Origin of the sequence: Brucella tritici, assembly GCF_008932295.1 — a bacterium.
Classification (GTDB): Bacteria; Pseudomonadota; Alphaproteobacteria; order Rhizobiales; family Rhizobiaceae; genus Brucella; species Brucella tritici.
Map to the genome: position 1 here is coordinate 108,575 of NZ_WBWA01000014.1, position 21,325 is coordinate 129,899.

The following is a 21,325-nucleotide window of genomic DNA, read 5'->3' on the forward strand; positions in this document are numbered from 1 at the left end:
CGGGCGTCTTTCCATGAATGGATGCTCATATGAGCGTACTGACGAATATCGTAAAAAAGATGCACCTGATGATGGCAGGGGTACTAGCAGCTTCCGCTGCGCAGGCTGCTGAGCCAACCACCTCGTCCTTTGACATGGAAGCCAACGGCATCGCCTATCGTATATTCATCGCTGCACCGCAGGAAGCTGCACCCGAAGGCGGTTATCCGGTCATATATTTGGTCGATGGCAATCGTATGTTGCCGATCGCGGCAAAACTCATGGCAGAGAACTCCGCCCTAAAGGCTGTATTTGTCGGTATCGGCTACCCGACTGACGATCAGGAAGAAATTGTTCGCCTGAGATATTTCGACCTCACACCTCCAACCCCTGACGATCTAATCCCCGTTCATTTCAACGTACCGAAGACCGGGGGACGAGATGCGTTCTTCGATTTTATCGACAATAAGGTAAAGCCCGAAGTCGAGAAGCGTTTCAATGTTGATAAAAGCCGGCAAGCCCTGTTCGGCCATTCCCTGGGCGGATTGTTCACCCTTTACGCCCTGTTCAACCACACGGAATCCTTCCAGATCTATAGTGCGGCAGATCCATCAATCTGGTGGAACGACCGCTCAATTCTAACAGATAAAGATCAGTTCATCACGCGCTTCAAGATTGCCCCTCGCCCGATCCGTTTGCTTATAGAAACCTCCGGCAAGCGCGGGAGCCGCCCCGGTCAGACGAAGCAGGACAATGAACGGCTTAAAAAACTCCGTGGCGGACCTTCCGGTTCAGACGTCTTCAAAGAGCTTTCAGAATTATCGCAGATGGATGCTGCCTTTCGTCGTTTCGAAGATGAAAGTCACGGCTCGATGATCCCGCTCACCGTTGAAGACAGCCTCAATTTCATTCTGCTCGGCAAAAACCCCGAGGCAAAAAACAACTGAATTTTGTCTCTCCGTCTTTGACGGAGAAGATACTTGACTGTAAAGCACAGGATTGATGAAAGGATCGAACACCATGCCGAATATCGCTCAACAAGTTACACGCTTGTGTGGCGCCGCCATCATGGCGCTGGGCATTGCTGCAACTGCAAATGCTGCGGGTCTAACCATCAAGCATGCTCAGGGTGAGACAGCGGTGCCAGCCTCACCGGCAAAGGTATTGATTTTCGATCTCGGCACTCTCGACAATCTGGACCGCCTTGGTATCAAGGTAAGCGGTGTTCCAAGCGGCATATCCTTCCCTGAATATCTTAAGAAATATCAGAGCGACGATTATGCGAAAATCGGCACATTGTTCGAACCGGACTATGAAGCCGTCAATGCAGCAGAGCCGGACCTGATCATCGTAGCGGGTCGCTCGGCCGCGAAATATGGTGAGCTTTCAAAAATTGCTCCCACCATCGATCTGACGACCAACGCGAAGAACTTCATCGCCGATACGGAAGCCAATGTCGAGAAACTTGGCCAGATTTTCGGGAAGGAAACAGAAGCGAAGGCGGAAGCCGAGAAGCTTGATGCCTCACTCGCTGCATTGAAGGAAAAGGCCGCCAACAAGGGCACCGGCCTTCTGATCCTCACTTCCGGTGGCAAGATTAGCGCTTATGGTCCCGGATCACGCTTCGGCGTCCTGCATGACAGCTTCGGGGTCAAGCCCGCAGCACCGGACCTTTCCATCGGTAATCATGGCCAGCCCGTCAGCTCGGAATTCATCCTCGAAACCAATCCCGACTGGCTGTTCGTCATAGACCGCGATGCGGCCATTGGTCGTGAAGGCAATTCAGCCAAGCAAGTTCTCGACAACGAACTCGTGCGCCAGACCAATGCCTGGAAAAAGGATCAGCTTGTCTATCTGAACGCTCAAAACTGGTATCTGATCGGCGGTGGCCTCGGCGCGCTTCACAGCACGATCGATCAGCTGTCACAGGCTTTCGACAAAGCGAAGTAACAGTTTTCCAAACCCAATCCGGTCGGGCCACCCATCGGTGGCCCGAATTCGCGATCAGGCAACAGAACAGGAAATGAGCTTGAAGGGACTTGCAGCAGCCGTAGCCGTTGTTGCCGTACTGGCTGTCATCAGCCTGTTAATCGGCGTCAGCGATGTGTCGCTGGGCACACTTTTCGGAGCCGGAAGAACCGACCGCGCAGCCGAAGTTTTGCTCATCAGCCGCATTCCACGCACCCTTGCAATCATTCTGGCGGGCATGTCGATGGCCGTTTCAGGCATGATCATGCAGATGCTGACACGCAACCGTTTCGTTGAACCATCGACGGCTGGCACAGTGGAATCTGCCAGTCTCGGCATTCTTCTGGTGATATTATTTGCACCCGAAACGCCTGTAATCGGCAAAATGCTGGTTGCTTCTGTCACAGCGCTTGCCGGAACCGCCCTCTTTCTTCGTATTCTTCGCGCGATTCCGTTGCGGTCCGTACTTGTGGTGCCCTTGGTCGGCCTCATGCTTGGTGGTGTCGTCAGTGCAATCACTACTTTCATTGCTTACCGCTTCGATCTCCTGCAATCGCTCAACTCTTGGACAACCGGCGATTTTTCAGGTGTCCTCCGTGGCCGCTATGAACTCTTATGGCTTGCATTTTTCCTGACCGTTATCGCCTACTTCGCCGCCGACCGCTTCACGGTCGCAGGACTGGGCGAAGATTTTACCACCAATCTTGGCCTCAATTACCGGCGCGTGGTTACGCTTGGCCTCGTCATCGTTTCAATGGTCAGCGCATCAGTCGTTGTGACTGTGGGCATGATACCTTTCCTAGGTCTTATCGTCCCAAACGTAGTCAGCATGTTCATTGGAGACAATATGCGGCGCGCGGTGCCCTGGGTGGCAGTTCTTGGCGCTGGGCTCGTTCTTACCTGCGATATTGTTGGGCGGCTGGTCCGCTTCCCTTACGAAATTCCAATCGGCACGATGATGGGAGTCGTGGGAAGCATCTTATTCCTCTACCTTCTGTTGCGGCGAGGTTCACGCCTTGCTTAAACGTCCTAGTTTGGTTCTCCTGCTGCTTTGCGTGCTCGCTCTCGTTGCGATGGCAGCATTCATGACAATCGGCGCAAAAGGAAGCTGGTCTTTCATCCTGTCCTTCCGTGGGACCAAGCTTGCGGCTATGGTACTGGTCGCATACTCGATTGCCGTTTCAACGGTGTTGTTCCAAACTGTTACGAACAACCGTATCCTGACCCCTTCGATCATGGGGTTCGACGCGCTCTATATCCTGATCCAGACATTGGTGATTTTCTTCTTCGGCGCCGTCCAGATCGATTGGATCGGACCGAATATTCGCTTTCTGGCAGAAACCGCTATCATGGTGGTTTTCGCTAGCGCACTCTATTACTGGCTCTTCTCCGGAGCAACGCGCAGCCTGCATCTCGTTATGCTTGTCGGCATTGTTTGCGGTGTTTTTTTCCGCAGCATTTCCAACCTGATGCAGCGGATGCTTGATCCAAATCTTTTCGCTGTCCTGCAAGACCGCTTTTTCGCCAGCTTCAACACCGTCAATAGCGACATTCTGATTATGTCAGCCGTCATCGTTGCTGCAGTTTCGCTCTACGGTCTGCGCTTCATCTATATCTTTGACGTCCTGTCACTCGGTAGGGATCCGGCAATCAATCTGGGCGTCGATCATCGGCGCATCGTGCGTAAAATCCTGTTCATGGTCACGGTGCTGGTTTCGGTTTCCACCGCACTGGTAGGGCCGATTACCTTTTTCGGTCTTCTGGTCGCCAATCTAGCTTACATGCTTGCCGGTTCGGCAAAACACCGGTTTATCCTGCCTATAGCCGTCTTGCTTGCAATCCTTTGCATTGTTGGCGGACAGACTATTCTTGAACGTGTTTTCTCGTTCAACACCGCACTCAGTGTCATCATCGAGTTTCTGGGCGGCCTCGTCTTCATCATCCTTCTCGTCAGGGGGCACGCACGTTGATAGAAATCAGCCAAGTCAGCAAATCCTACAACGGCACGTTTGTCGTCGATGAAGTGACTCTAAAACTACCTGCTTGCGGCATAACCTCGATCATCGGACCGAATGGTGCTGGAAAATCCACCTTACTCTCCATGGTCAGCCGTCTGCTGCCTATGGATAAAGGCCGTGTGACCGTAGACGGGCTCGATGTTTCAACGACATCCGGTGATGTACTGGCAAAGCGCCTGTCGATCCTGCGGCAAGAAAATGCAATCAATTCCCGCCTGACCGTGCGTGACCTGGTAACTTTTGGCCGTTACCCTTATTCCAAAGGCCGCCCAAACAGCGAAGATCGCAAACATGTCGAGCAGGCCATCGGATATCTTGGCCTTGGCGATCTGAGCGGACGCTTTCTGGATGAGCTTTCAGGAGGACAACGCCAGCGCGCATTCGTGGCGATGGTGTTATGCCAGGATACAGATTATGTGCTGCTGGATGAACCGCTCAACAATCTCGATATGAAGCATTCCGCTTCAATGATGAAGCTGTTGCGGCGGGCTGCAGACGAACTTGGGAAAACCGTCGTTCTGGTTCTGCACGACATCAATTTCGCATCGTGCTATTCCGACCATATAGTCGCCATGCGTCACGGCAAGGTCGTCCATCAGGGAAGCCCGGATGAACTCATTCATCCAGAAATTCTTGCAGACATTTATGAGATGGAGATTGCCGTCGAAATCATCGGCGGCAAGCGCATTGGCGTGTATTATCTTTAAGCAAACCTGTCCGAAGAAAACAGCGCTTGCAAGGCATCATAGGACGCCAGCACGGTTTCCATTTGCGCCGTGTGTCCCTTGACGAAAGCATCGCCATAGACCGTTTCATCCGGATATTCGGTGATGAGCGTCAATGGCACCGTATGGCGGTCATCGACGCCGACAAGGCACGGGAAGCCGTTGATGATGCGGAAGCCCGTTTCGCCTGCATGCTGCTCGAAAAGCCTGATCTGGGCATTATTGTACGCAACCAGACCATCAATCGCGGCCAGATGTTTCGTCACGCGGTCGATCAGTTCTTCTGCTTCCTTTTCCCAGGAGGCATGGTGGCGGATGATCAGGAAAAAGCCCTTCGGCAGCGTCCACATCGCAAAGGAACGCGGCACATAGCCGGAGAGCGGGCGCGTCCATTCATGCGACGGATAGCCGTGCAGGTTAACGTGCAGTTTCGCGTCCGTCCGCTTTTCTGCCTCGACGCGAATGGCTTTTTCGTAAAGCCCCTTGCCGCTGCGATATTCCAGATCATCACCCAGCGCCGTATAGCGCGCCGCGTGATGCATGTGATGCGGCTGAAGTGCGCAAAGCCGCTTGTGTATCTCGTATCCGTCCGGGTTTTCCTGCGGGGAGATCGTGAAATGCGCGCCTTCGCGCGTGGCAAGCCGGTTGGCTGCGCGCAACGCCCCGACAACACCCGTCGTCTCATTGGCATGCTGACCGGCGCTGATCATCATCGCGGCATCGCTGCCCTTGCGATACGTCGCACGCACCGTTCGGCTAGAGCGGGTCTTGGCGTCGAATGGCTCACCGCCCAATCTGGCGATTTCACGGCGGATCTGATCGGCGGAAAGCGGCGCTTGCGCCGTTTCCAGAACCTGCTCTGCAGTCAGCGCATCATCCGTGGAAAGTGGGCGCGTTTCCACTTTGACGGACGGTTCTGCATCGCGGAAGCGAACTTCCGGCACGATTTGGCCCGGTTGCAAGCCACGGTCACCGACCGGGCGACCGGACTTTTTCTGAAAAACTTCCAGCAGCGAGAAATAGATATCCTCGTGCATGGCTTCGGTGAGGCTCAGCGTCTCCTCATCGTAAGGCAGACGGCGATCGGTGATCGGCAGGCTGACTGCGATGTTCAGCTCATCGAAATAAGGTTCGCCGCGCTCCCAGTCATGGGCCGCAATGGTCGAAACCGTGTCATGAAACAGCTTTTCATACGAAGTCTCATAGCGCGCGCTTTCGGTCTTGCCGTCCTGTGTGACGGTCAGCCAGCCGGTTGGCGACACCAGCGTTTCGCCGATGAAATCCACATGCACGCGGTTCGGCGCGAAAACCCGATAGCTCTCGCTCTGGCCATCCGCAAAGACCAGATCGACCTCATAATGAAAATCATCTTTGCCCGAAGCTGCGAAAGTTACCTCCACCTTCGGCAGCAACGCAGACAAGGGATAGGTTTCGAGCAGGAAACGGTTCTGTATGCAGGCCTCATGACGCGGATAACGGATCACCGCCGACTTCAGCGCCGCGCCATCCACTTCCTCCAGAAAGAAGTGCAGGAGCGGCTTATAAGCCGAATGCAGCCGCGCCTCGACGCCTGCTTCACGCAGCTTCGTTTCGGCAGCAAAGCGGCTCGGCTGATCATCGAACAGCCATGCTTCCACCTTCGCGCCGCGCATTTCCGGTTTCAGAAAGTGCTCGACAAGCGCATGAACGGTGCGCGGATAGGTTTTCTCAAAAAGCACGCTCATCGGGAAGTCCTGCCAGTTGGGTCGAGGCTGTCACGCAGCCAGTCGCCAAGAAGATTGAGGCCAAGCACGGTGAAGAGAATGGCGAGGCCCGGGAAAATGCTCACCCACCATGCGGTCTGGAGATAGGTGCGCCCGTCGGCCAGCATGCCGCCCCAGCTTGGAATGGTCGGATCAACACCGAGGCCGAGGAAGGTCAGGCTCGATTCCAGCAGAATATTGTTGGCCACATTGAGCGTCATCAGCACGATGACCGGACCGAGCAGGTTCGGCAGCAGATGCTGGAAGATGATGCGCCAGTCCTTCACGCCGATAGCGCGAGCAGACAGGATGAACTCGCGCTCGCGCAACGACAGCACCGAGCCGCGCACCAGTCGCGCATATTGCACACATTGCGAGACGATCAGCAGGATGATGGTGTTGAACAAGCCCCCGCCCAGAATGGCCATCACCGTGATGGCAAGCAGGATGAACGGCATGGCCAGCTGAACATCGACAAAGCGCATCAGCGCCATGTCCCAGAAGCCGCGATAATAGCCGGCAACGAGGCCCATGATGGTGCCGATAACCACGGAGCCAATCACCGAAACGAAACCGACAAACAGCGAAATCTTGCCGCCCGTGATAACCCGCGCCAACACGTCGCGGCCCAGCGGATCTGTGCCGAAAACATGGGCCGGATTGACGAATGGCGGCGTCAGGCGCGCCAGAAGATCAATCTTGTTAGCGCCGCCTGGAAACAGATAGCCAGAGAAAATCACGGCCAGACAAATACAGCCGGTCAGCACGACACCGACGATGAATTCGAGGCTCGCAAAACGCGAAAACAGAACGGATGAGGTTTTGGTTGCCATGGGTCCTACTCCGTGCGGATACGCGGATCGACAAGGCCATAGGCGATGTCCACGAGAAGATTGACGCCGATGATCAGCATGGAAAGGATCGCGATGGTGGCCTGCAAGACAGGATAATCGCGCCCCGCCACAGCGTCGAAGGCAAGCGTGCCCATACCCGGCCAGTTGAACACACGTTCCACCACGACGATACCGCCGAGCAGACCGCCAAACTGAAGGCCGAGATAGGTGATCAGCGGAATGGCGCAATTGCGCAGCGCATGCTTGTAGAGAACCTTGTTTTCACTCAGCCCCTTGGCGCGCGCCACCATGATATATTGCGATTGCAGCGTTTCCAGCATCGCCGTGCGCACAAGGCGGACATTGGTTGCCGTCAGGATGATGCCCATGGTGAGCGCGGGCATGATGAAGCTTGCAATGCCGCTCATGCCGCTTGGCGGCAGCCATTGCAGCGTGATGCCGAACAACAGCACCAGCATGGTCGCCAGCCAGAAGTTCGGGAAGGACAGACCCACCAGCGAACAGATGCGGATGAGCTGATCGGCCCATTTTCCACGCGACACCGCAGCCTTGATGCCAAGTGGCACGGAAATCACGATGGAAACGAACAGGGAGGCAAAGGCCAGCATCAGCGTGGCGGGCAGAGCGCCAGCGACGAGCGTGGAAACCGGCGTACCGCCAAGGAAACTACGCCCCAGATCCATCGTGAACAGTCCTTTGAGGAACTGCCAGTATTGAACGAAGAACGGCTGGTTGAGACCGAGACCTTCGCGGATGCGTGCGAGATCGGCTTCGGTGATGCTGCCCGCACCCTGCGTCAGCATCAATGCCGGATCGCCTGTCAGGCGGACGGCGAAAGCGACAAGCAGCGTCATCGCGACAAGCACGAACAACGCCTGCAAAATTCGTTTGATCAGAAATCCGGCCACCAGTGCGCCTCCGAAATGCTGCGGCAAGCCGGTCATATCCGGCTTGCCGTATTGTCATTCTTGCTTACTCGACAGTGACGTCCGTCAGACGCAGACGGCTGTCAGGCACCGGCACGAAGTTCTTCACGCGCTTGTTGACGCCGAAGATTGCCTTGAGATTGTAGAGTGGCATTTCCAGTGCGCGGTCGGCTGCGTAATGCGCGATTTCCTGCAGGAGCTTTTCGCGCTCGCCGCGATCAATAACCGAGCGCTGCGCTTCCAGCATCTTGTCGAGCTTTTCGTCCTTGTCGTACGGGTTCCACTTTTCGCCCGAATGGTACATGGAATAGGCGGTGTTATCGTAGTCGAAGGTCCAGCCGCCCCAGGCCTGCTGGAACATCGCGCCGGTCTTGCCCTGCGGGATGATATCGTTCAGCAGAACATTGGTGTCGTAAGGCTTGATGGTTGCATTGACGCCGACCATCTGCAGGAAGCTCGCGATGGCCTGCGCCACTTCATTGAAGCTTGCATCCTGACCGCGCACGTCGATCTGCACATTTGCGCCGGGCTGAACGCCCGCTTCTTCGAGCAGCTTCTTCGCGCCTTCCGGATCGTAAGGCAGCGGCTTCATGTTCGGGTCGAAACCGAAGGACAGCGAACCCTGGAAGCTTGCAATCGGCTCTGCCTGACCTGCCAGAATGGACTGGATGATCGCGTCGCGATCAACTGCCATCGTCAGCGCCTTGCGCACGCGCTCATCCTTGGTGATGCCGTCAGCTGTGTTGAAACGCAGGGCATAGACCGTCGGGCCAGCCGTTGTGACGAGTTCCAGCTTCGGATCACTCTGAATGGTCGGGATCATGCCAATCGGAATGGTCGGCGGGATGACCAGATCGACGCGACCGGCCTGAAGCTCGGCAACAGCGGTCGAAGGCTCGGTGATGAAGCGGTATTCGAGTTCGGAGAGCTTTGGCGCGCCGCCCCAATGATCGGCGAAAGCCTCAAGCTTGATATTGACCTTCGGCTCATAGGAAACGAATTTGAACGGTCCGGTACCGACCGGATGGGTGTTGAAATAGTCGTCGCCCTTTTCCTGAATATATTTCGGCGGAACGATCATGCCGCCATAACCGGCCAGCTTGGTGATCAAAACAGGATCTGGTGCCTTCAGATGAAAATCGACGGTCTTGTCGTCGATGACTTCCACCTTTTCGATGGCGATATAATTCGAACGCTGCGGGCCTTTCGCGCCCTCGTCACCGAGCAGGCGATCAAAGGTGAACTTGACGGCTTCGGCATTGAACGGCTCGCCGTCATGGAACTTGACGTTCTCACGCAGATGGAAGCGGATGCGCTTGCCGTCATCCAGCTCATCCCACGAGGTTGCCAGTGCCGGAACGATCTTGAGGTCTGGTCCGCGATAGACGAGACCGTCGAAAATATTGGTGGCAACAGAAGCCCAGTTGACAAGGAAAGTGTCGATCGGATCCCAGCTACCCGGGTCCTGCGGCGACGAAACGGTCAGCTTTCCGGCAGCGAAAGCCGGAGCAGATGCAAACACTGCCGCCGAGAGAGCGGAAGCCATGAGAACGGCTTTAAGTGTTTTCCTTATCATTGTTTTTCCCCTTTGGGTTTCTGTTGAACTTTGTGCGTCAGGCTGTTTCGGCCACGAAATGCCCGGTTGCGACCTCGCGATGGCGATAGATCGGCGGCTTGTCATCGATCCGGCGCGTCGTGCTTGGAATTTCACCTTCCAGCGCAGGCCGGTTGGTGCGCGCTGACGGATCGGCAATCGGCACCGCCGAGAGAAGCCGCTTGGTGTAGTCATGCGACGGTGTTTCGAAAACCTGCTGCCGTGAGCCCAGTTCCATGATCTGGCCGAGATAAAGAACAGCGACGCGGTGGCTCATCTTTTCGACCACCGCCATGTCGTGGCTGATGAAGAGATATGCGAGCCCCTGCTCTTTTTGCAGGTCCATGAACAGGTTGATGACCTGCGCCTGAATAGAAACATCGAGCGCCGACAGGGCTTCATCGGCGATGATAAGCTTCGGCTTGGAGGCAAGTGCACGCGCTATGCAAACGCGCTGGCGCTGACCGCCGGAAAACTCGTGCGGATAGCGCTTCGCGTGTTCAGGACCAAGGCCAACCCGCTCCAGCAATTCCGCCACACGCGCATTGATTGCCTTGTCATTGTCGAGAAGGCCATGCGTGCGGATGGGTTCTGCAATGGAAAAACCAACCGTCTTGCGCGGATCGAGCGATGCAAACGGGTCCTGGAAAATATACTGCACTTCGCGACGCATGGCATATCGCTCGGCAGCGCTCATGGCCGAATAGGCCTTGCCGTTGAAGCGAATATCGCCGGAAAGCGGCGTCTGCAATTGCTGGATGGTGCGCCCAATGGTCGACTTACCCGAACCGGATTCACCGACCAGCGCCAGCGTTTCGCCCGGATAGATATCGAATGCGACCTTCGAAACCGCGTTGCAGACATGGGTGACCTTACCGAACAGGTTCTTCTTGATCGGAAATCGCACGTAAAGATCGTCCACGGAAAGCAACGGCTTATCGCCATAACGCGCCGTGTCCTGAATGCGCTCCTCACCGGTCAGAACAGGCACGCCGTCGCGCATGGTCATGACCGGCATTCGTTTGGGGAATGCTTCGCCCGTCATGCTGCCAAGCTTCGGCACTGCCGACAGAAGCGTCTTGGTATAGGCATGTTGCGGCTGCGAGAAAATCTGCCCAACCGGGCCTTCCTCGACCTTCTTGCCCTTCCACATGACGACCACATCGTCAGCCATTTCCGCTACCACGCCCATATCGTGCGTGATGAAAATCACAGCCATTTCAAGTTCTTGCTGCAAATCCCTGATAATATGCAGTATCTGGGCCTGAATGGTCACATCGAGCGCGGTCGTCGGCTCATCGGCAATCAACAGTTTCGGGCGGCAGGCAAGCGCCATGGCGATCATGACGCGCTGGCGCATGCCACCGGAAAGCTGATGCGGATAGCGCTTCAGCAGCCCTTCCGCATCCGGCAGCCGAACCATTTCCAGAAGTCGCTTCCCCTCGGCAAGCGCCGCCTGCTGGGTCATGCCTTCATGCAACATCAGCACTTCGGATAGCTGATTACCGATGGTGAAAACCGGATTGAGCGACGTCATCGGCTCCTGGAAGATCATGGCGATCTCCTTGCCGCGAATGCCCCGCATTGTCTTCTGATCGGCCTTGAGCAGATCGCGTTCGCCGAACAGAATGCGACCGGACGAGAATTTCGCGCCGCTCATATCGGCAAGCCGCATGATGGAAAGCGACGTAATGGACTTGCCCGAACCGGATTCGCCCACCACAGCCAGCGTGCGACCGGGATGGACCGAGAAGCTCAGATCGTCAACGACACGGCTCGCGCCAAATTCGACACTGAGGCCATCGACGGTCAGCAGAGGTTTTGAAACTGGTTCGCTCAACTCGGTTCCGCTCAAACTTTCAACCCTCTTAAAGTGTGATGGCAGACCGCGTGGCCTGATTGAATGCACCGGACATGAAGCGCAAAAGGGCAGCCACTTCGGAAAGCGTTTCTTCCGATGGGCGCGCATTGGCCGTGGAATCGACCAAAAGACGCTCGCGAATCTGCGCATAGCGCGCGCAGGCATCGGCGCCCTTGGCGGTGATCTTCACCGTCTTTTCCTTTGCCGCCTTGCCGGTCGTCAGCAAGCCTGCATTTTCAAGCTTGCGGATGGCATAGGTGGCAATATGCGTGTCTTCAATGTCGAGAACGAGGCAGATATCGGCAAGCTTTTTCTCGCGATCACGATGGCGGATCGAATGGAGAATCAGCACTTCGATGGGAGACAGTCCCGGCAATCCCGCCGCGGCCATGCAACGAACCATCCAGCGCGAAAATGCGTGCGATGCGAGAATGAGGCCGTATTCAACCTCGGACATGCCGGGCGAACCGCCTTCAGCCAGATGCGCGGATGAGACAATGGGGCCGATCGAGGCAACCGGGCGCAAATGCTTGGGCAGCGTGACTTCATCAAAGCCAGCCTCCTGCATTTCGTCTCCGGTGTTAGGCTCTTCCTCAAAAGCCTTATCTTTACCCATTTTGACGCTCCCGCTTTTATGTGAATTTTATGTCATCATCTTATCGACATTTTGTCAATAAAATGTGACTATCAATTTCAGAAGTGTTTTCAGAATACACAACTCAATGCATCTGGAATTTTGTGTGAGGGAGCCAGCGATGAGCGGAACGGGACGCGGAGTATGGGACTTCTGGATCGACCGCGGCGGTACGTTTACGGACGTCATCGGGCGGGATCCTCAGGGCCAGCTCCATGCACGCAAGGTTCTCTCCGAAAACCCGTCTGCCTATAAGGATGCCGCCGTTCATGGCATTCGCCTGCATCTTGGCCTCAAGACCGGCGAAGCGGTTCCCGCCGGAATCATCGGCGAAGTTCGCATGGGCACGACGGTCGCGACCAATGCGCTTCTCGAGCGCAAGGGCGAGCGGCTGGCCCTTGTCACCACCAAGGGCTTTCGCGATGCGCTGCGCATTGGCTATCAGGAGCGCAAGAACATCTTTGCAACCGAAATCATCAAGCCGGAAGCGCTTTATGAAAAGGTCGTGGAGCTGCACGAACGCGTTCAGGCAGACGGCACAGTTGAAACGGCGCTCGATCCCTCCGAGGCCGAAGCAGCACTGGTTGCGCTGAAGGAACAGGGCTACAAGTCCGTCGCTATCGCCCTCATGCATGCTTATAAGTTTCCTGCGCATGAGGCTGAAATTGCTCGCATTGCGCGTGGTCTCGACTTTGAACAGGTCTCCGTCAGCCACGAGGTTTCCCCACTGATCAAGCTGGTCGGGCGTGGCGATACCACGGTCGTCGATGCCTATCTGTCGCCAGTTCTCCGCCGCTATGTTGCGCAAGTATCCAACGAACTGGATGTCGAGCGCACCGGCGCGCGCGTCATGTTCATGATGTCATCGGGTGGTCTCACGGCAGCCGATCTGTTTCAGGGCAAGGATGCGATTCTGTCTGGCCCGGCAGGCGGCGTTGTCGGCCTCGCCCGCACCGGCGAAACGGCTGGCTTCCCGAAAGTCATCGGCTTCGACATGGGCGGCACCTCCACAGACGTCGCTCATTTTGATGGTGAATATGAACGCGCTTTCGAAACCGAAGTTGCCGGGGTGCGCGTTCGTGCGCCCATGATGCTGATCCACACCGTTGCCGCAGGCGGCGGCTCGATCCTGCATTATGACGCCGGACGTTTCCGCGTCGGCCCGGATTCGGCAGGCGCCAATCCCGGCCCGGCCTGCTACCGCAATGGCGGACCGCTCGCCGTCACCGACGCCAATGTCATGCTGGGCAAGCTGTTGCCGGAATTTTTCCCGGCGATCTTTGGTCCCGAACAGAACCAGCCGCTTGATGTGGAACGGGTGCGGGAACTCTTCACCGCGCTTGCAGCCGAGATTGGCGATGGCCGTTCGCCGGAAGCAGTTGCCGACGGCTTCATCCGCATTGCGGTTGCCAATATGGTCGAGGCGATCAAGAAAATTTCGGTGCAGCGCGGCTATGATGTGACGCGCTATGCGCTCAACTGTTTCGGTGGCGCTGGCGGTCAACACGCCTGCCTCGTCGCCGATGCACTTGGCATGAAGAATATTCTTCTTCATCCGATGTCGGGCCTGCTTTCCGCCTATGGCATGGGTCTGGCCGATATTCGCGCCACCCGTCAAAAGGCGCTTGGCGTCGCGCTCGATCCAGCGGCGCCTGCTGCTCTGAAGGAACTGGGTGAAGAACTGGCGCAGGAATGCGTTGCCGAACTTCTGACCCAGGGCATCGAAGCCGCAGCCGTACAGCGTCACCTGCGAGCGCATATCCGCTATGCGGGCACCGACACGGTGCTGTCCATTGAGGCCGCCTTCCCGGCAGAGGACAATGCTGATCGTCTTCGCGCCGAATTCGAAGCTGCCCATAAGCGCCGTTTCGGCTTCATTGCGGAAAACAAGGCTCTTGTTATCGATGCCGTGGAAGTTGAAGCCGTTGGCGGCGGCGCAGGCGAGACCGAAAGCGCCCAATCGCTCGATAGCGATCTGGAAGCTGCAACCGCCAAGCGGACCCGCTTCTTCTCGCAAGGCGAGTTGCACGATGCGGGCGTCGTCTTGCGCGAGCAGATGCAGCGCGGCCAGACTGTCACCGGCCCGGCGATCATCATTGAGAAAAACCAGACCATTGTTATCGAAGATGGCTGGCAGGCCCGCCTGACCGCGCATGACCATGTTGTGCTGACGCGCATCAAGGCGCTGCCCGTGCGCACGGCCATCGGCACAGAAGCCGATCCGGTGATGCTCGAGATTTTCAACAATCTCTTCATGTCCATTGCCGAGCAGATGGGCGTGACACTTCAGAACACCGCCTATTCAGTGAACATCAAGGAACGTCTGGACTTTTCCTGCGCGGTTTTCGACGCGGCCGGCAACCTTGTCGCCAATGCGCCGCATATGCCGGTGCATCTCGGTTCCATGGACGCATCGGTCGCCACCGCTATCCGCGAAAACAGCGACATCAAGCCGGGCGATGTGTTCCTCATCAACGCGCCTTATAATGGCGGCACCCATCTGCCCGACCTCACCGTCTGCACGCCGGTTTTTGATGACGACAATCGCGAAATCCGCTTCTGGGTCGCAAGCCGTGGCCACCATGCGGATATTGGCGGCATTGCGCCGGGTTCCATGTCGCCGCTTGCGGTCAATATCGAGCAGGAAGGCGTCTATATCGACAATTTCAAGCTGGTGGATCGCGGCACCTTCCGTGAAGAGGCGCTCGCCGCTCTTCTGACCGGCGCCACCTACCCTGTTCGCAACCTGACGCAGAACGTCAATGATCTGAAGGCGCAGATCGCCGCCAACGAAAAGGGCGTTGCCGAACTGAAAAAGATGATCGGTCTTTTCGGCGAGGATGTCGTCAAAGCCTATATGGGCCACGTTCAGGACAATGCCGCCGAAAGCGTGCGCCGCGTACTCGACAAGCTGCCGGACGGTCACTTCACCTATGTGATGGACCAGCGCTGCCAGATCGAGGTGCGTGTCACCATCGATAAGGAAAAGCGCGAAGCGACGGTCGATTTCTCCGGCACGTCGGAGCAGCGTTCCGACAACTTCAACGCGCCGGAACCCGTCACCCGCGCGGCTGTGCTCTATGTCTTCCGCGTGCTGGTCGAAGGCGACATTCCGATGAATGCGGGTTGCCTGCGACCGATCAGGATCGTTGTGCCGGAAGGCTCGATGCTCTCGCCGCAATATCCGGCGGCGGTCGTGGCAGGCAATGTTGAGGTCAGCCAGGCCGTCACCAACTGCCTGTTCGGCGCGACCAAGGCGATGGCCGCAGCACAAGGCACCATGAACAATCTGACCTTCGGCAATGACGAATATCAGTATTACGAAACCATCTGTTCCGGCGCACCCGCGGGTCCCGGTTTCAACGGTGCCGATGCCGTGCACACCCACATGACCAATTCGCGCCTGACCGACCCGGAAATTCTGGAAACCCGCTTCCCCGTCTTGCTGGAAGATTTCCATATTCGCGAAGGTTCCGGCGGAAAGGGCAAATGGCATGCGGGCGATGGCACCAAGCGCACGATCCGCGCGCTGAAGACGCTGGAATTCGCCATTCTCTCGGGGCATCGCCGCGTGGCGCCTTTCGGTCTGGAAGGCGGCGAAGCCGGTCAGACCGGTCGCAACGAAGTGCGCCGCAAGGACGGTTCTGTCGATGTGCTCGGCAATTGCGATCAGACTGTTCTTGAAGCAGGCGAAGCCTTCACCGTCATCACGCCGACCGGCGGTGGTTTCTGCAAGCCTGAGTAAATCGTTCCCCTAACCTTCCAATCCATGGATAAACGAACCGCCGCCAGCTAACATTCTGGCGGCGTTTTGCATTCTCCAACGGGGCAAAAATCGGCCGACGGATAAGAGGAAAGCGAATGCTTTTTCCGCCCTTCCGATCCTCACTGAAAAATGTTAGAATTATTCACCCAAATTCGCCTTATAATTAGGAACGCATCCTAATAATTGCACCTTAATGGTCGTTTTCGACGCATCTTTAGAATTAAATTTCTGCGATCAATAGAACATCAACCAGTTCACGGATACCGAAAATGAAATTCGCTCAGATCATCGCTACCGCAGGCATCATTCAGGCAGCTCTCTTCACCGGCGCAATGGCTGGAGAAAATCTCGACGCCATCAAGTCGGCTGGCGTTTTGAAGATTGGCACCGAAGGCACGTATGCACCGTTTACCTATCATGACAAGGAAAACAAACTTGTCGGTTTCGATGTGGAAATTGGTGAGGCTGTTGCCGCCAAGCTCGGCGTAAAGCCGGAATTCGTGGAAGGCAAATGGGATGGCCTCATCGCAGGTCTTGATGCCAAGCGCTATGATGCCGTTATAAATCAGGTAGGCATTACCGAAGAACGCCAGAAGAAGTTCAACTTCTCCAATCCCTATATCGTTTCAAAAGTTGTTCTGATCGTCAACGACAAGGACGACACGATCAAGGATTTTGCCGACCTCAAGGGCAAGAAGTCCGCTCAATCGCTGACCAGCAATTATGGCAAGCTTGCGAAGGAAGCTGGGGCCGAGCTCGTCGCCACCGACGGTTTCGACCAGTCGATCCAGCTCGTTCTGACGGGCCGTGCCGACGCGACGCTCAATGACAGCCTCTCTTTCCTCGACTTCAAAAAGCATCAGCCGAAGGCTCCAGTCAAGATTGTGGCCGAGAAGGAGAATGCAGACGCTTCGGGCATCATTGTCCGTAAAGGCGACGACGATCTCGTAGCAGCCATCAACAAGGCTCTCGATGAAGTCAAGGCCGACGGCACCTACGACAAGATTTCGCAGAAATATTTCGGTCAGGACGTCTCCAAGTAAGCGTCGGCCCCGGTTCATGCACGAAGCCGGAAGCTACTTCCGGCTTCGTTTTATTGTGATTGTGAAAGACTATTCCAAAGACATGAATGCCAGACTGTATATGATAAGACGCCCAGCTTCATTTCAGTCTGACTTCCAAGTATTGATGAGGAGCCGAAAACCGTGCCCGATTGGCTTCAACTAATGGTAGATTCTCTACCTACCCTTTTGTGGGCGGGCTTGATCTTCACCATTCCCCTCACCCTTTTGTCCTTTGCTTTCGGCCTGACATTGGGATTGCTGACCGCACTTGTGCGATTGTTTGCACCACTCTGGCTTGCGTCCGTCGCCCGCTTTTATGTCTGGATATTCCGCGGCACACCTCTCCTCGTACAGTTGTTCGTGATCTTTTACGGTCTGCCGAGCGCAGGCATCTATCTTGATGCATTTCCAGCAGCCGTGATTGGTTTTTCTCTCAGCGTTGGTGCTTATAGTTCGGAAATTATCCGGGCTGTCATATCCGCCGTTCCGAAAGGTCAATGGGAAGCCGCATATTCCATTGGTATGAGCTGGCGTCAGGCGCTTGCACGTACTGTCCTGCCTCAGGCAACCCGGACTGCAGTGCCGCCGCTCTCCAACTCCTTTATTTCTCTGGTAAAAGACACATCGCTCGCTGCCGCGATCACGGTGCCTGAACTTTTCCAGTCAGCACAACGTATCGTCGCGACCACCTACGAACCTCTCATCCTCTATATCGAAGCAGCCCTGATCTATCTGGTGATGAGTTCCGTTCTTTCGGCCCTGCAAGTGCGGCTTGAACGGCGCTTCGGACGCTATGGCGGCACACTGGAGACAAACGCATGATCGAGCTTCGACACATCGTAAAGCGCTTCGATGACGCTGTTATTCTCAACGATATCAATGTTGCGATAGCAGAGGGCACGGTAACAGCATTGGTTGGTCCATCCGGTGGCGGCAAGAGCACGTTGTTGCGGTGCATAAACCTGCTTGAGATTCCGACATCGGGCACTCTTGTTCTGGGTGGCCAGAGCCTCAGCTTCGAGCCTGATCGCAAACCGAGCTGGCAAGCCATCCAGTCAATCCGCCGTCAGACGGGCATGGTGTTTCAGAACTTCCAGCTCTTTCCTCATCAGACAGCGATACAGAATGTGATGGAAGGCCTTGTTACGGTTCTAAAATGGCCAAAGGACAAAGCAAAAGAACGCGCGATGGAGCTGCTTACCAAAGTGGGCATGGCGCATAAAGCAGATGCTTGGCCTTCAACGCTCTCTGGCGGACAGCAACAGCGTATCGCGATTGCACGTGCACTGGCTCCGTCACCGCGTGTACTCTTGTGCGACGAGCCTACCTCGGCGCTTGATCCCGAGCTTGCATCTGAAGTCGTTGATGTTTTGAGCAAGCTCGCCAAGGAAGGCACGACCATGGTGATTGCTACGCATGACCTACGGCTTGCATCCAAGATTGCAAAAAATGTCGTCTTTCTCGAGTCGGGCAATATCGTCGAAACCGGAACTGCGCACGAGATTTTCACAAAGCCCAAGCAAGAGCGCACCAAACAATTCGTTGCGACAATCAACGCTGCCCATACTTACGACATCTAGGCCTAGACATATCGACTCCGTAAGGGCTTTCGCCACCAGCGAAAGCCCTCGGGTGCGCCGGTGCCTCAAATTTCATACGTGCATTAAAAAAATCCGGCGGCTCCCCACAGCCTGCCCCTTGGTAAAACAGAAAACCACTGTTACATTATGCACAACGTAGAAATTGAAGCGCCTTGCTTGCGTCCTGACAGGTTCGCGCGGCGCCATAAGGACAAGAACCTTGAAGAACCCCGACGAGCGCACCGCCGAAATGGTGCACCAAGGGGCGTCCGGCGGACAATCGGGCAACTCGCAAGCCCGGAATCCGTCCGATAACGGCAAGCGCAGACCGCTCAAAAAAGCCGTTACAGATATCGGTAATGCCCGTAGTGCATCCGATTCAGGACGCTCAAAATCACAGGACGAGACCGAAGGCACGAATTCGCAAAGCCAGCGCAAACGGGCGCGTCGGCGTCGGCGCGGCAAATCTGTACCTGGCGTCGAATTTTCTGCAGAGAAGCCCACAGCAACTGAAGCAGAAAACAACCAACAGCGATCCCCCGGTAAAATCTCGAATCGCCGTCGCCGTGCTCGCAAGAAGAAGCAGGCACGGCAGCAAGGTGGACAGACGCCTCCGATAGTCGAGATAACAGCAAAGGCTCAGCACAACGGTGCACGTGGGGATAACCCGCATGCTTCGGCTCAAAACAAACGTAAGGGCAGCAATGGCCAAACATTGAGGGCCGTTAACGGCGCGCCCCCCGAAAAGGGCGATGCTCCGCTTTATGCTGCCTTGGATCTGGGCACAAATAATTGCCGCCTGCTGGTTGCGTCGCCGACGAGACCGGGCCAATTCCGCGTCGTGGATGCGTTTTCACGTATCGTACGATTGGGAGAGGGCTTGAGTGCCACCGGCCGACTTAGCGACAATGCGATGGATCGTGCTGTCGAAGCACTGAAGATTTGCCGTGACAAACTTGCAGGCAAGAAAATCCGGCGTTCGCGGTTGATAGCCACCGAAGCCTGCCGCTCAGCCTCGAATGGCGAAGCGTTTTTGGAAAGGGTTCTGGCAGAAACAGGACTTGAACTGGAGATCGTAGACCGGCAGACGGAAGCCCGGCTTGCTGTCTCGGGCTGCGGCACGCTGGTTACCCGCGAGACGGATGCAGTCGTGCTATTCGATATTGGCGGCGGCTCTTCTGAAATCGCGCTGATTGATGTTTCCCGTCGTCGCTCCCCACGCCTGGCAGAACATATAATGGCCTGGACATCTCTTCCGGTCGGTGTTGTGACATTGGCGGAACGGTTCGGCGGACGTAACGTCACGCAGGAAAGCTTCGATTCCATGGTTTCCCATGTAACCGATCTGCTTGCGCAATTTGCTGAGCGTCAATGTCTTGGAAATCTTGCGGCAAGCCCGCGTTTCCACTTGCTGGGCACATCGGGAACAGTGACCACACTGGCGGGGATTCACCTTGGTCTCGATCGTTATGATCGTCGTCGGGTCGATGGTATGTGGATGGGTGCCGACGACGTGACACAGATGACCAACCGTCTTCTATCGTGGGATTTTGACGCCCGTGTAGCGAACCCATGCATTGGCGCAGACCGCGCCGATCTGGTATTGGCAGGCTGTGCTATTCTTGATGCGATACGCAAAGTGTGGCCCAGCGAGAAACTACTTGTTGCCGATCGTGGTCTGCGTGAAGGCATTTTGACCGAACTGATGTCGCGCGATGGCGCATGGCGACACAATCGCGCGACAGGCGCTAGAAACAGGCACTGATAATGAGCAAGGCAGGCGGAAACAAAGGCGGAGTTAAAACTGGCGGTCGCGGTGGTGCGGGTTCCAGCAATCTGCAGGTGCGCGTGAAGAAGAAGGCAGGCACGATCAAGGAATCGTCGCGCCGCTGGCTTCAGCGTCACTTGAACGACCCGTATGTTCATAAATCCAAGCAGGACGGGTATCGTTCGCGAGCAGCCTATAAGCTCATTGAAATCAATGACCGTTATGATCTGCTCAAGAAGGGTCAGAAAATCATCGATCTCGGCGCCGCGCCGGGCGGCTGGTCGCAGATCGCCGCCAAGATCGTAGGTTCAACCGACGAGAACCCACATGTTGTGGGCATCGACTATCTCCATGTCGATCCCCTGCCTGGCGTTGTTCTGCTGGAAATGGACTTCCTTGATGATGAGGCGCCGCAAAAACTGATGGACGCGCTCGGCGACAAGCCGGATTTGGTCATTTCGGATATGGCTGCGCCAACCACCGGCCACCGCCGTACTGACCACCTGCGTACCGTGCATCTTTGCGAAGTCGCAGCTGATTTTGCGATTTCGGTTCTGAAGCCAGGCGGACATTTTCTTACCAAGACATTTCAAGGCGGGACGGAAAACGAACTCCTGGCATTGCTCAAGCAGAAATTTCGCTCAGTGCATCATGTAAAGCCGCCCGCATCCCGCGCCGAATCCGTCGAGCTTTATCTGCTCGCTCGCGATTTTAAGGGCTAGGTGTTTGGTCCCAGCATGTGATGGTGTAGAATTGTCACCGACACAGCGGAGGGAGCTATGGGCCAAATTCTCCACGGCAGCGCCAAGACCACGCACGCCATTCGAGCAGAACTACAGCGATCGA

General features: G+C 56.1%; 17 protein-coding genes. 11 read left to right on the forward strand and 6 right to left on the reverse strand.

Going from position 1 to position 21,325, the window contains the following annotated elements; genetic code table 11:
• The first annotated feature begins 29 nt into the window (after nucleotides 1-29).
• From F9K91_RS15375 to F9K91_RS15395, 5 genes are all read left to right on the forward strand, one after another.
• The gene (locus tag F9K91_RS15375) at nucleotides 30-926 is read left to right on the forward strand and encodes an alpha/beta hydrolase (RefSeq protein ID WP_151678136.1); all 897 of its coding nucleotides are present in this window, start codon (nucleotides 30-32) and stop codon (nucleotides 924-926) included.
• A 55-nt stretch (nucleotides 927-981) separates the two neighbouring features.
• Nucleotides 982-1,929 (forward strand): siderophore ABC transporter substrate-binding protein, encoded by a 948-nt coding sequence (locus F9K91_RS15380; protein ID WP_151651113.1) that lies wholly within the window; start codon nucleotides 982-984, stop codon nucleotides 1,927-1,929.
• A gap of 79 nt (nucleotides 1,930-2,008) precedes the next feature.
• Nucleotides 2,009-2,971, forward strand: coding sequence for an ABC transporter permease (locus tag F9K91_RS15385; protein WP_151678137.1), 963 nt, complete (start codon nucleotides 2,009-2,011; stop codon nucleotides 2,969-2,971).
• Nucleotides 2,964-3,917 (forward strand): iron chelate uptake ABC transporter family permease subunit, encoded by a 954-nt coding sequence (locus F9K91_RS15390; protein WP_151651112.1) that lies wholly within the window; start codon nucleotides 2,964-2,966, stop codon nucleotides 3,915-3,917. The genes F9K91_RS15385 and F9K91_RS15390 overlap by 8 nt, the downstream gene beginning before the upstream one ends.
• Complete coding sequence (locus F9K91_RS15395) at nucleotides 3,914-4,672, forward strand: iron ABC transporter ATP-binding protein (RefSeq protein ID WP_151554530.1); 759 nt, start codon at nucleotides 3,914-3,916, stop codon at nucleotides 4,670-4,672. Before F9K91_RS15390 ends, F9K91_RS15395 begins: the two co-directional genes overlap by 4 nt.
• On the opposite strand, the gene F9K91_RS15400 is transcribed toward F9K91_RS15395, so the two are convergent.
• From F9K91_RS15400 to F9K91_RS15425, 6 genes are all read right to left on the reverse strand, one after another.
• Nucleotides 4,669-6,414 (reverse strand): M14 family metallopeptidase, encoded by a 1,746-nt coding sequence (locus F9K91_RS15400; RefSeq protein ID WP_151678138.1) that lies wholly within the window; start codon nucleotides 6,412-6,414, stop codon nucleotides 4,669-4,671. The two genes, F9K91_RS15395 and F9K91_RS15400, sit on opposite strands and share 4 nt — an antisense overlap.
• On the reverse strand, nucleotides 6,411-7,265 hold the full coding sequence (locus tag F9K91_RS15405) for an ABC transporter permease (RefSeq protein WP_138784797.1): 855 nt from the start codon (nucleotides 7,263-7,265) through the stop codon (nucleotides 6,411-6,413). The genes F9K91_RS15400 and F9K91_RS15405 overlap by 4 nt, the downstream gene beginning before the upstream one ends.
• Nucleotides 7,266-7,270: 5 nt before the next feature.
• Complete coding sequence (locus F9K91_RS15410) at nucleotides 7,271-8,194, reverse strand: ABC transporter permease (protein WP_113533509.1); 924 nt, start codon at nucleotides 8,192-8,194, stop codon at nucleotides 7,271-7,273.
• A 64-nt stretch (nucleotides 8,195-8,258) separates the two neighbouring features.
• On the reverse strand, nucleotides 8,259-9,788 hold the full coding sequence (locus F9K91_RS15415; RefSeq protein ID WP_151554527.1) for an ABC transporter substrate-binding protein: 1,530 nt from the start codon (nucleotides 9,786-9,788) through the stop codon (nucleotides 8,259-8,261).
• Between the two features lie 37 nt (nucleotides 9,789-9,825).
• Complete coding sequence (locus tag F9K91_RS15420; RefSeq protein WP_151678139.1) at nucleotides 9,826-11,661, reverse strand: ABC transporter ATP-binding protein; 1,836 nt, start codon at nucleotides 11,659-11,661, stop codon at nucleotides 9,826-9,828.
• Between the two features lie 13 nt (nucleotides 11,662-11,674).
• On the reverse strand, nucleotides 11,675-12,283 hold the full coding sequence (locus F9K91_RS15425; RefSeq protein ID WP_167522222.1) for a winged helix DNA-binding protein: 609 nt from the start codon (nucleotides 12,281-12,283) through the stop codon (nucleotides 11,675-11,677).
• Between the two features lie 139 nt (nucleotides 12,284-12,422).
• Between F9K91_RS15425 and F9K91_RS15430 the strand changes: the two genes are divergently transcribed.
• From F9K91_RS15430 to F9K91_RS15455, 6 genes are all read left to right on the forward strand, one after another.
• A complete protein-coding gene (locus F9K91_RS15430) occupies nucleotides 12,423-16,046 on the forward strand; it encodes a hydantoinase B/oxoprolinase family protein (RefSeq protein WP_151678140.1) in 3,624 nt (1,207 codons plus the stop codon).
• Between the two features lie 290 nt (nucleotides 16,047-16,336).
• The gene (locus F9K91_RS15435) at nucleotides 16,337-17,110 is read left to right on the forward strand and encodes an amino acid ABC transporter substrate-binding protein (protein WP_151678141.1); all 774 of its coding nucleotides are present in this window, start codon (nucleotides 16,337-16,339) and stop codon (nucleotides 17,108-17,110) included.
• 162 nt (nucleotides 17,111-17,272) lie between these two features.
• On the forward strand, nucleotides 17,273-17,953 hold the full coding sequence (locus F9K91_RS15440) for an ABC transporter permease subunit (protein ID WP_151678142.1): 681 nt from the start codon (nucleotides 17,273-17,275) through the stop codon (nucleotides 17,951-17,953).
• The gene (locus tag F9K91_RS15445) at nucleotides 17,950-18,711 is read left to right on the forward strand and encodes an amino acid ABC transporter ATP-binding protein (RefSeq protein ID WP_061347056.1); all 762 of its coding nucleotides are present in this window, start codon (nucleotides 17,950-17,952) and stop codon (nucleotides 18,709-18,711) included. The genes F9K91_RS15440 and F9K91_RS15445 overlap by 4 nt, the downstream gene beginning before the upstream one ends.
• A gap of 220 nt (nucleotides 18,712-18,931) precedes the next feature.
• Nucleotides 18,932-20,476: a Ppx/GppA phosphatase family protein gene (locus F9K91_RS15450; RefSeq protein ID WP_151678143.1), complete on the forward strand. Its 1,545-nt coding sequence runs from the start codon at nucleotides 18,932-18,934 to the stop codon at nucleotides 20,474-20,476.
• Between the two features lie 2 nt (nucleotides 20,477-20,478).
• Nucleotides 20,479-21,201, forward strand: a complete 723-nt coding sequence (locus F9K91_RS15455; RefSeq protein ID WP_061347054.1) for an RlmE family RNA methyltransferase — start codon at nucleotides 20,479-20,481, stop codon at nucleotides 21,199-21,201.
• Nucleotides 21,202-21,325 lie beyond the last annotated feature (124 nt).

Excerpts from the sequence above, each read along its gene's own strand:
- F9K91_RS15375 (WP_151678136.1), top strand. The coding sequence starts at position 30 with ATGAGCGTACTGACGAATATCGTAAAAAAGATGCACCTGATGATGGCA.
- F9K91_RS15455 (WP_061347054.1), top strand. The coding sequence starts at position 20,479 with ATGAGCAAGGCAGGCGGAAACAAAGGCGGAGTTAAAACTGGCGGTCGC.
- F9K91_RS15430 (WP_151678140.1), top strand. The coding sequence starts at position 12,423 with ATGAGCGGAACGGGACGCGGAGTATGGGACTTCTGGATCGACCGCGGC.
- F9K91_RS15400 (WP_151678138.1), bottom strand. The coding sequence starts at position 6,414 with ATGAGCGTGCTTTTTGAGAAAACCTATCCGCGCACCGTTCATGCGCTT.
- F9K91_RS15415 (WP_151554527.1), bottom strand. The coding sequence starts at position 9,788 with ATGATAAGGAAAACACTTAAAGCCGTTCTCATGGCTTCCGCTCTCTCG.
- F9K91_RS15380 (WP_151651113.1), top strand. The coding sequence starts at position 982 with ATGAAAGGATCGAACACCATGCCGAATATCGCTCAACAAGTTACACGC.
- F9K91_RS15425 (WP_167522222.1), bottom strand. The coding sequence starts at position 12,283 with ATGGGTAAAGATAAGGCTTTTGAGGAAGAGCCTAACACCGGAGACGAA.
- F9K91_RS15435 (WP_151678141.1), top strand. The coding sequence starts at position 16,337 with ATGAAATTCGCTCAGATCATCGCTACCGCAGGCATCATTCAGGCAGCT.
- F9K91_RS15445 (WP_061347056.1), top strand. The coding sequence starts at position 17,950 with ATGATCGAGCTTCGACACATCGTAAAGCGCTTCGATGACGCTGTTATT.
- F9K91_RS15405 (WP_138784797.1), bottom strand. The coding sequence starts at position 7,265 with ATGGCAACCAAAACCTCATCCGTTCTGTTTTCGCGTTTTGCGAGCCTC.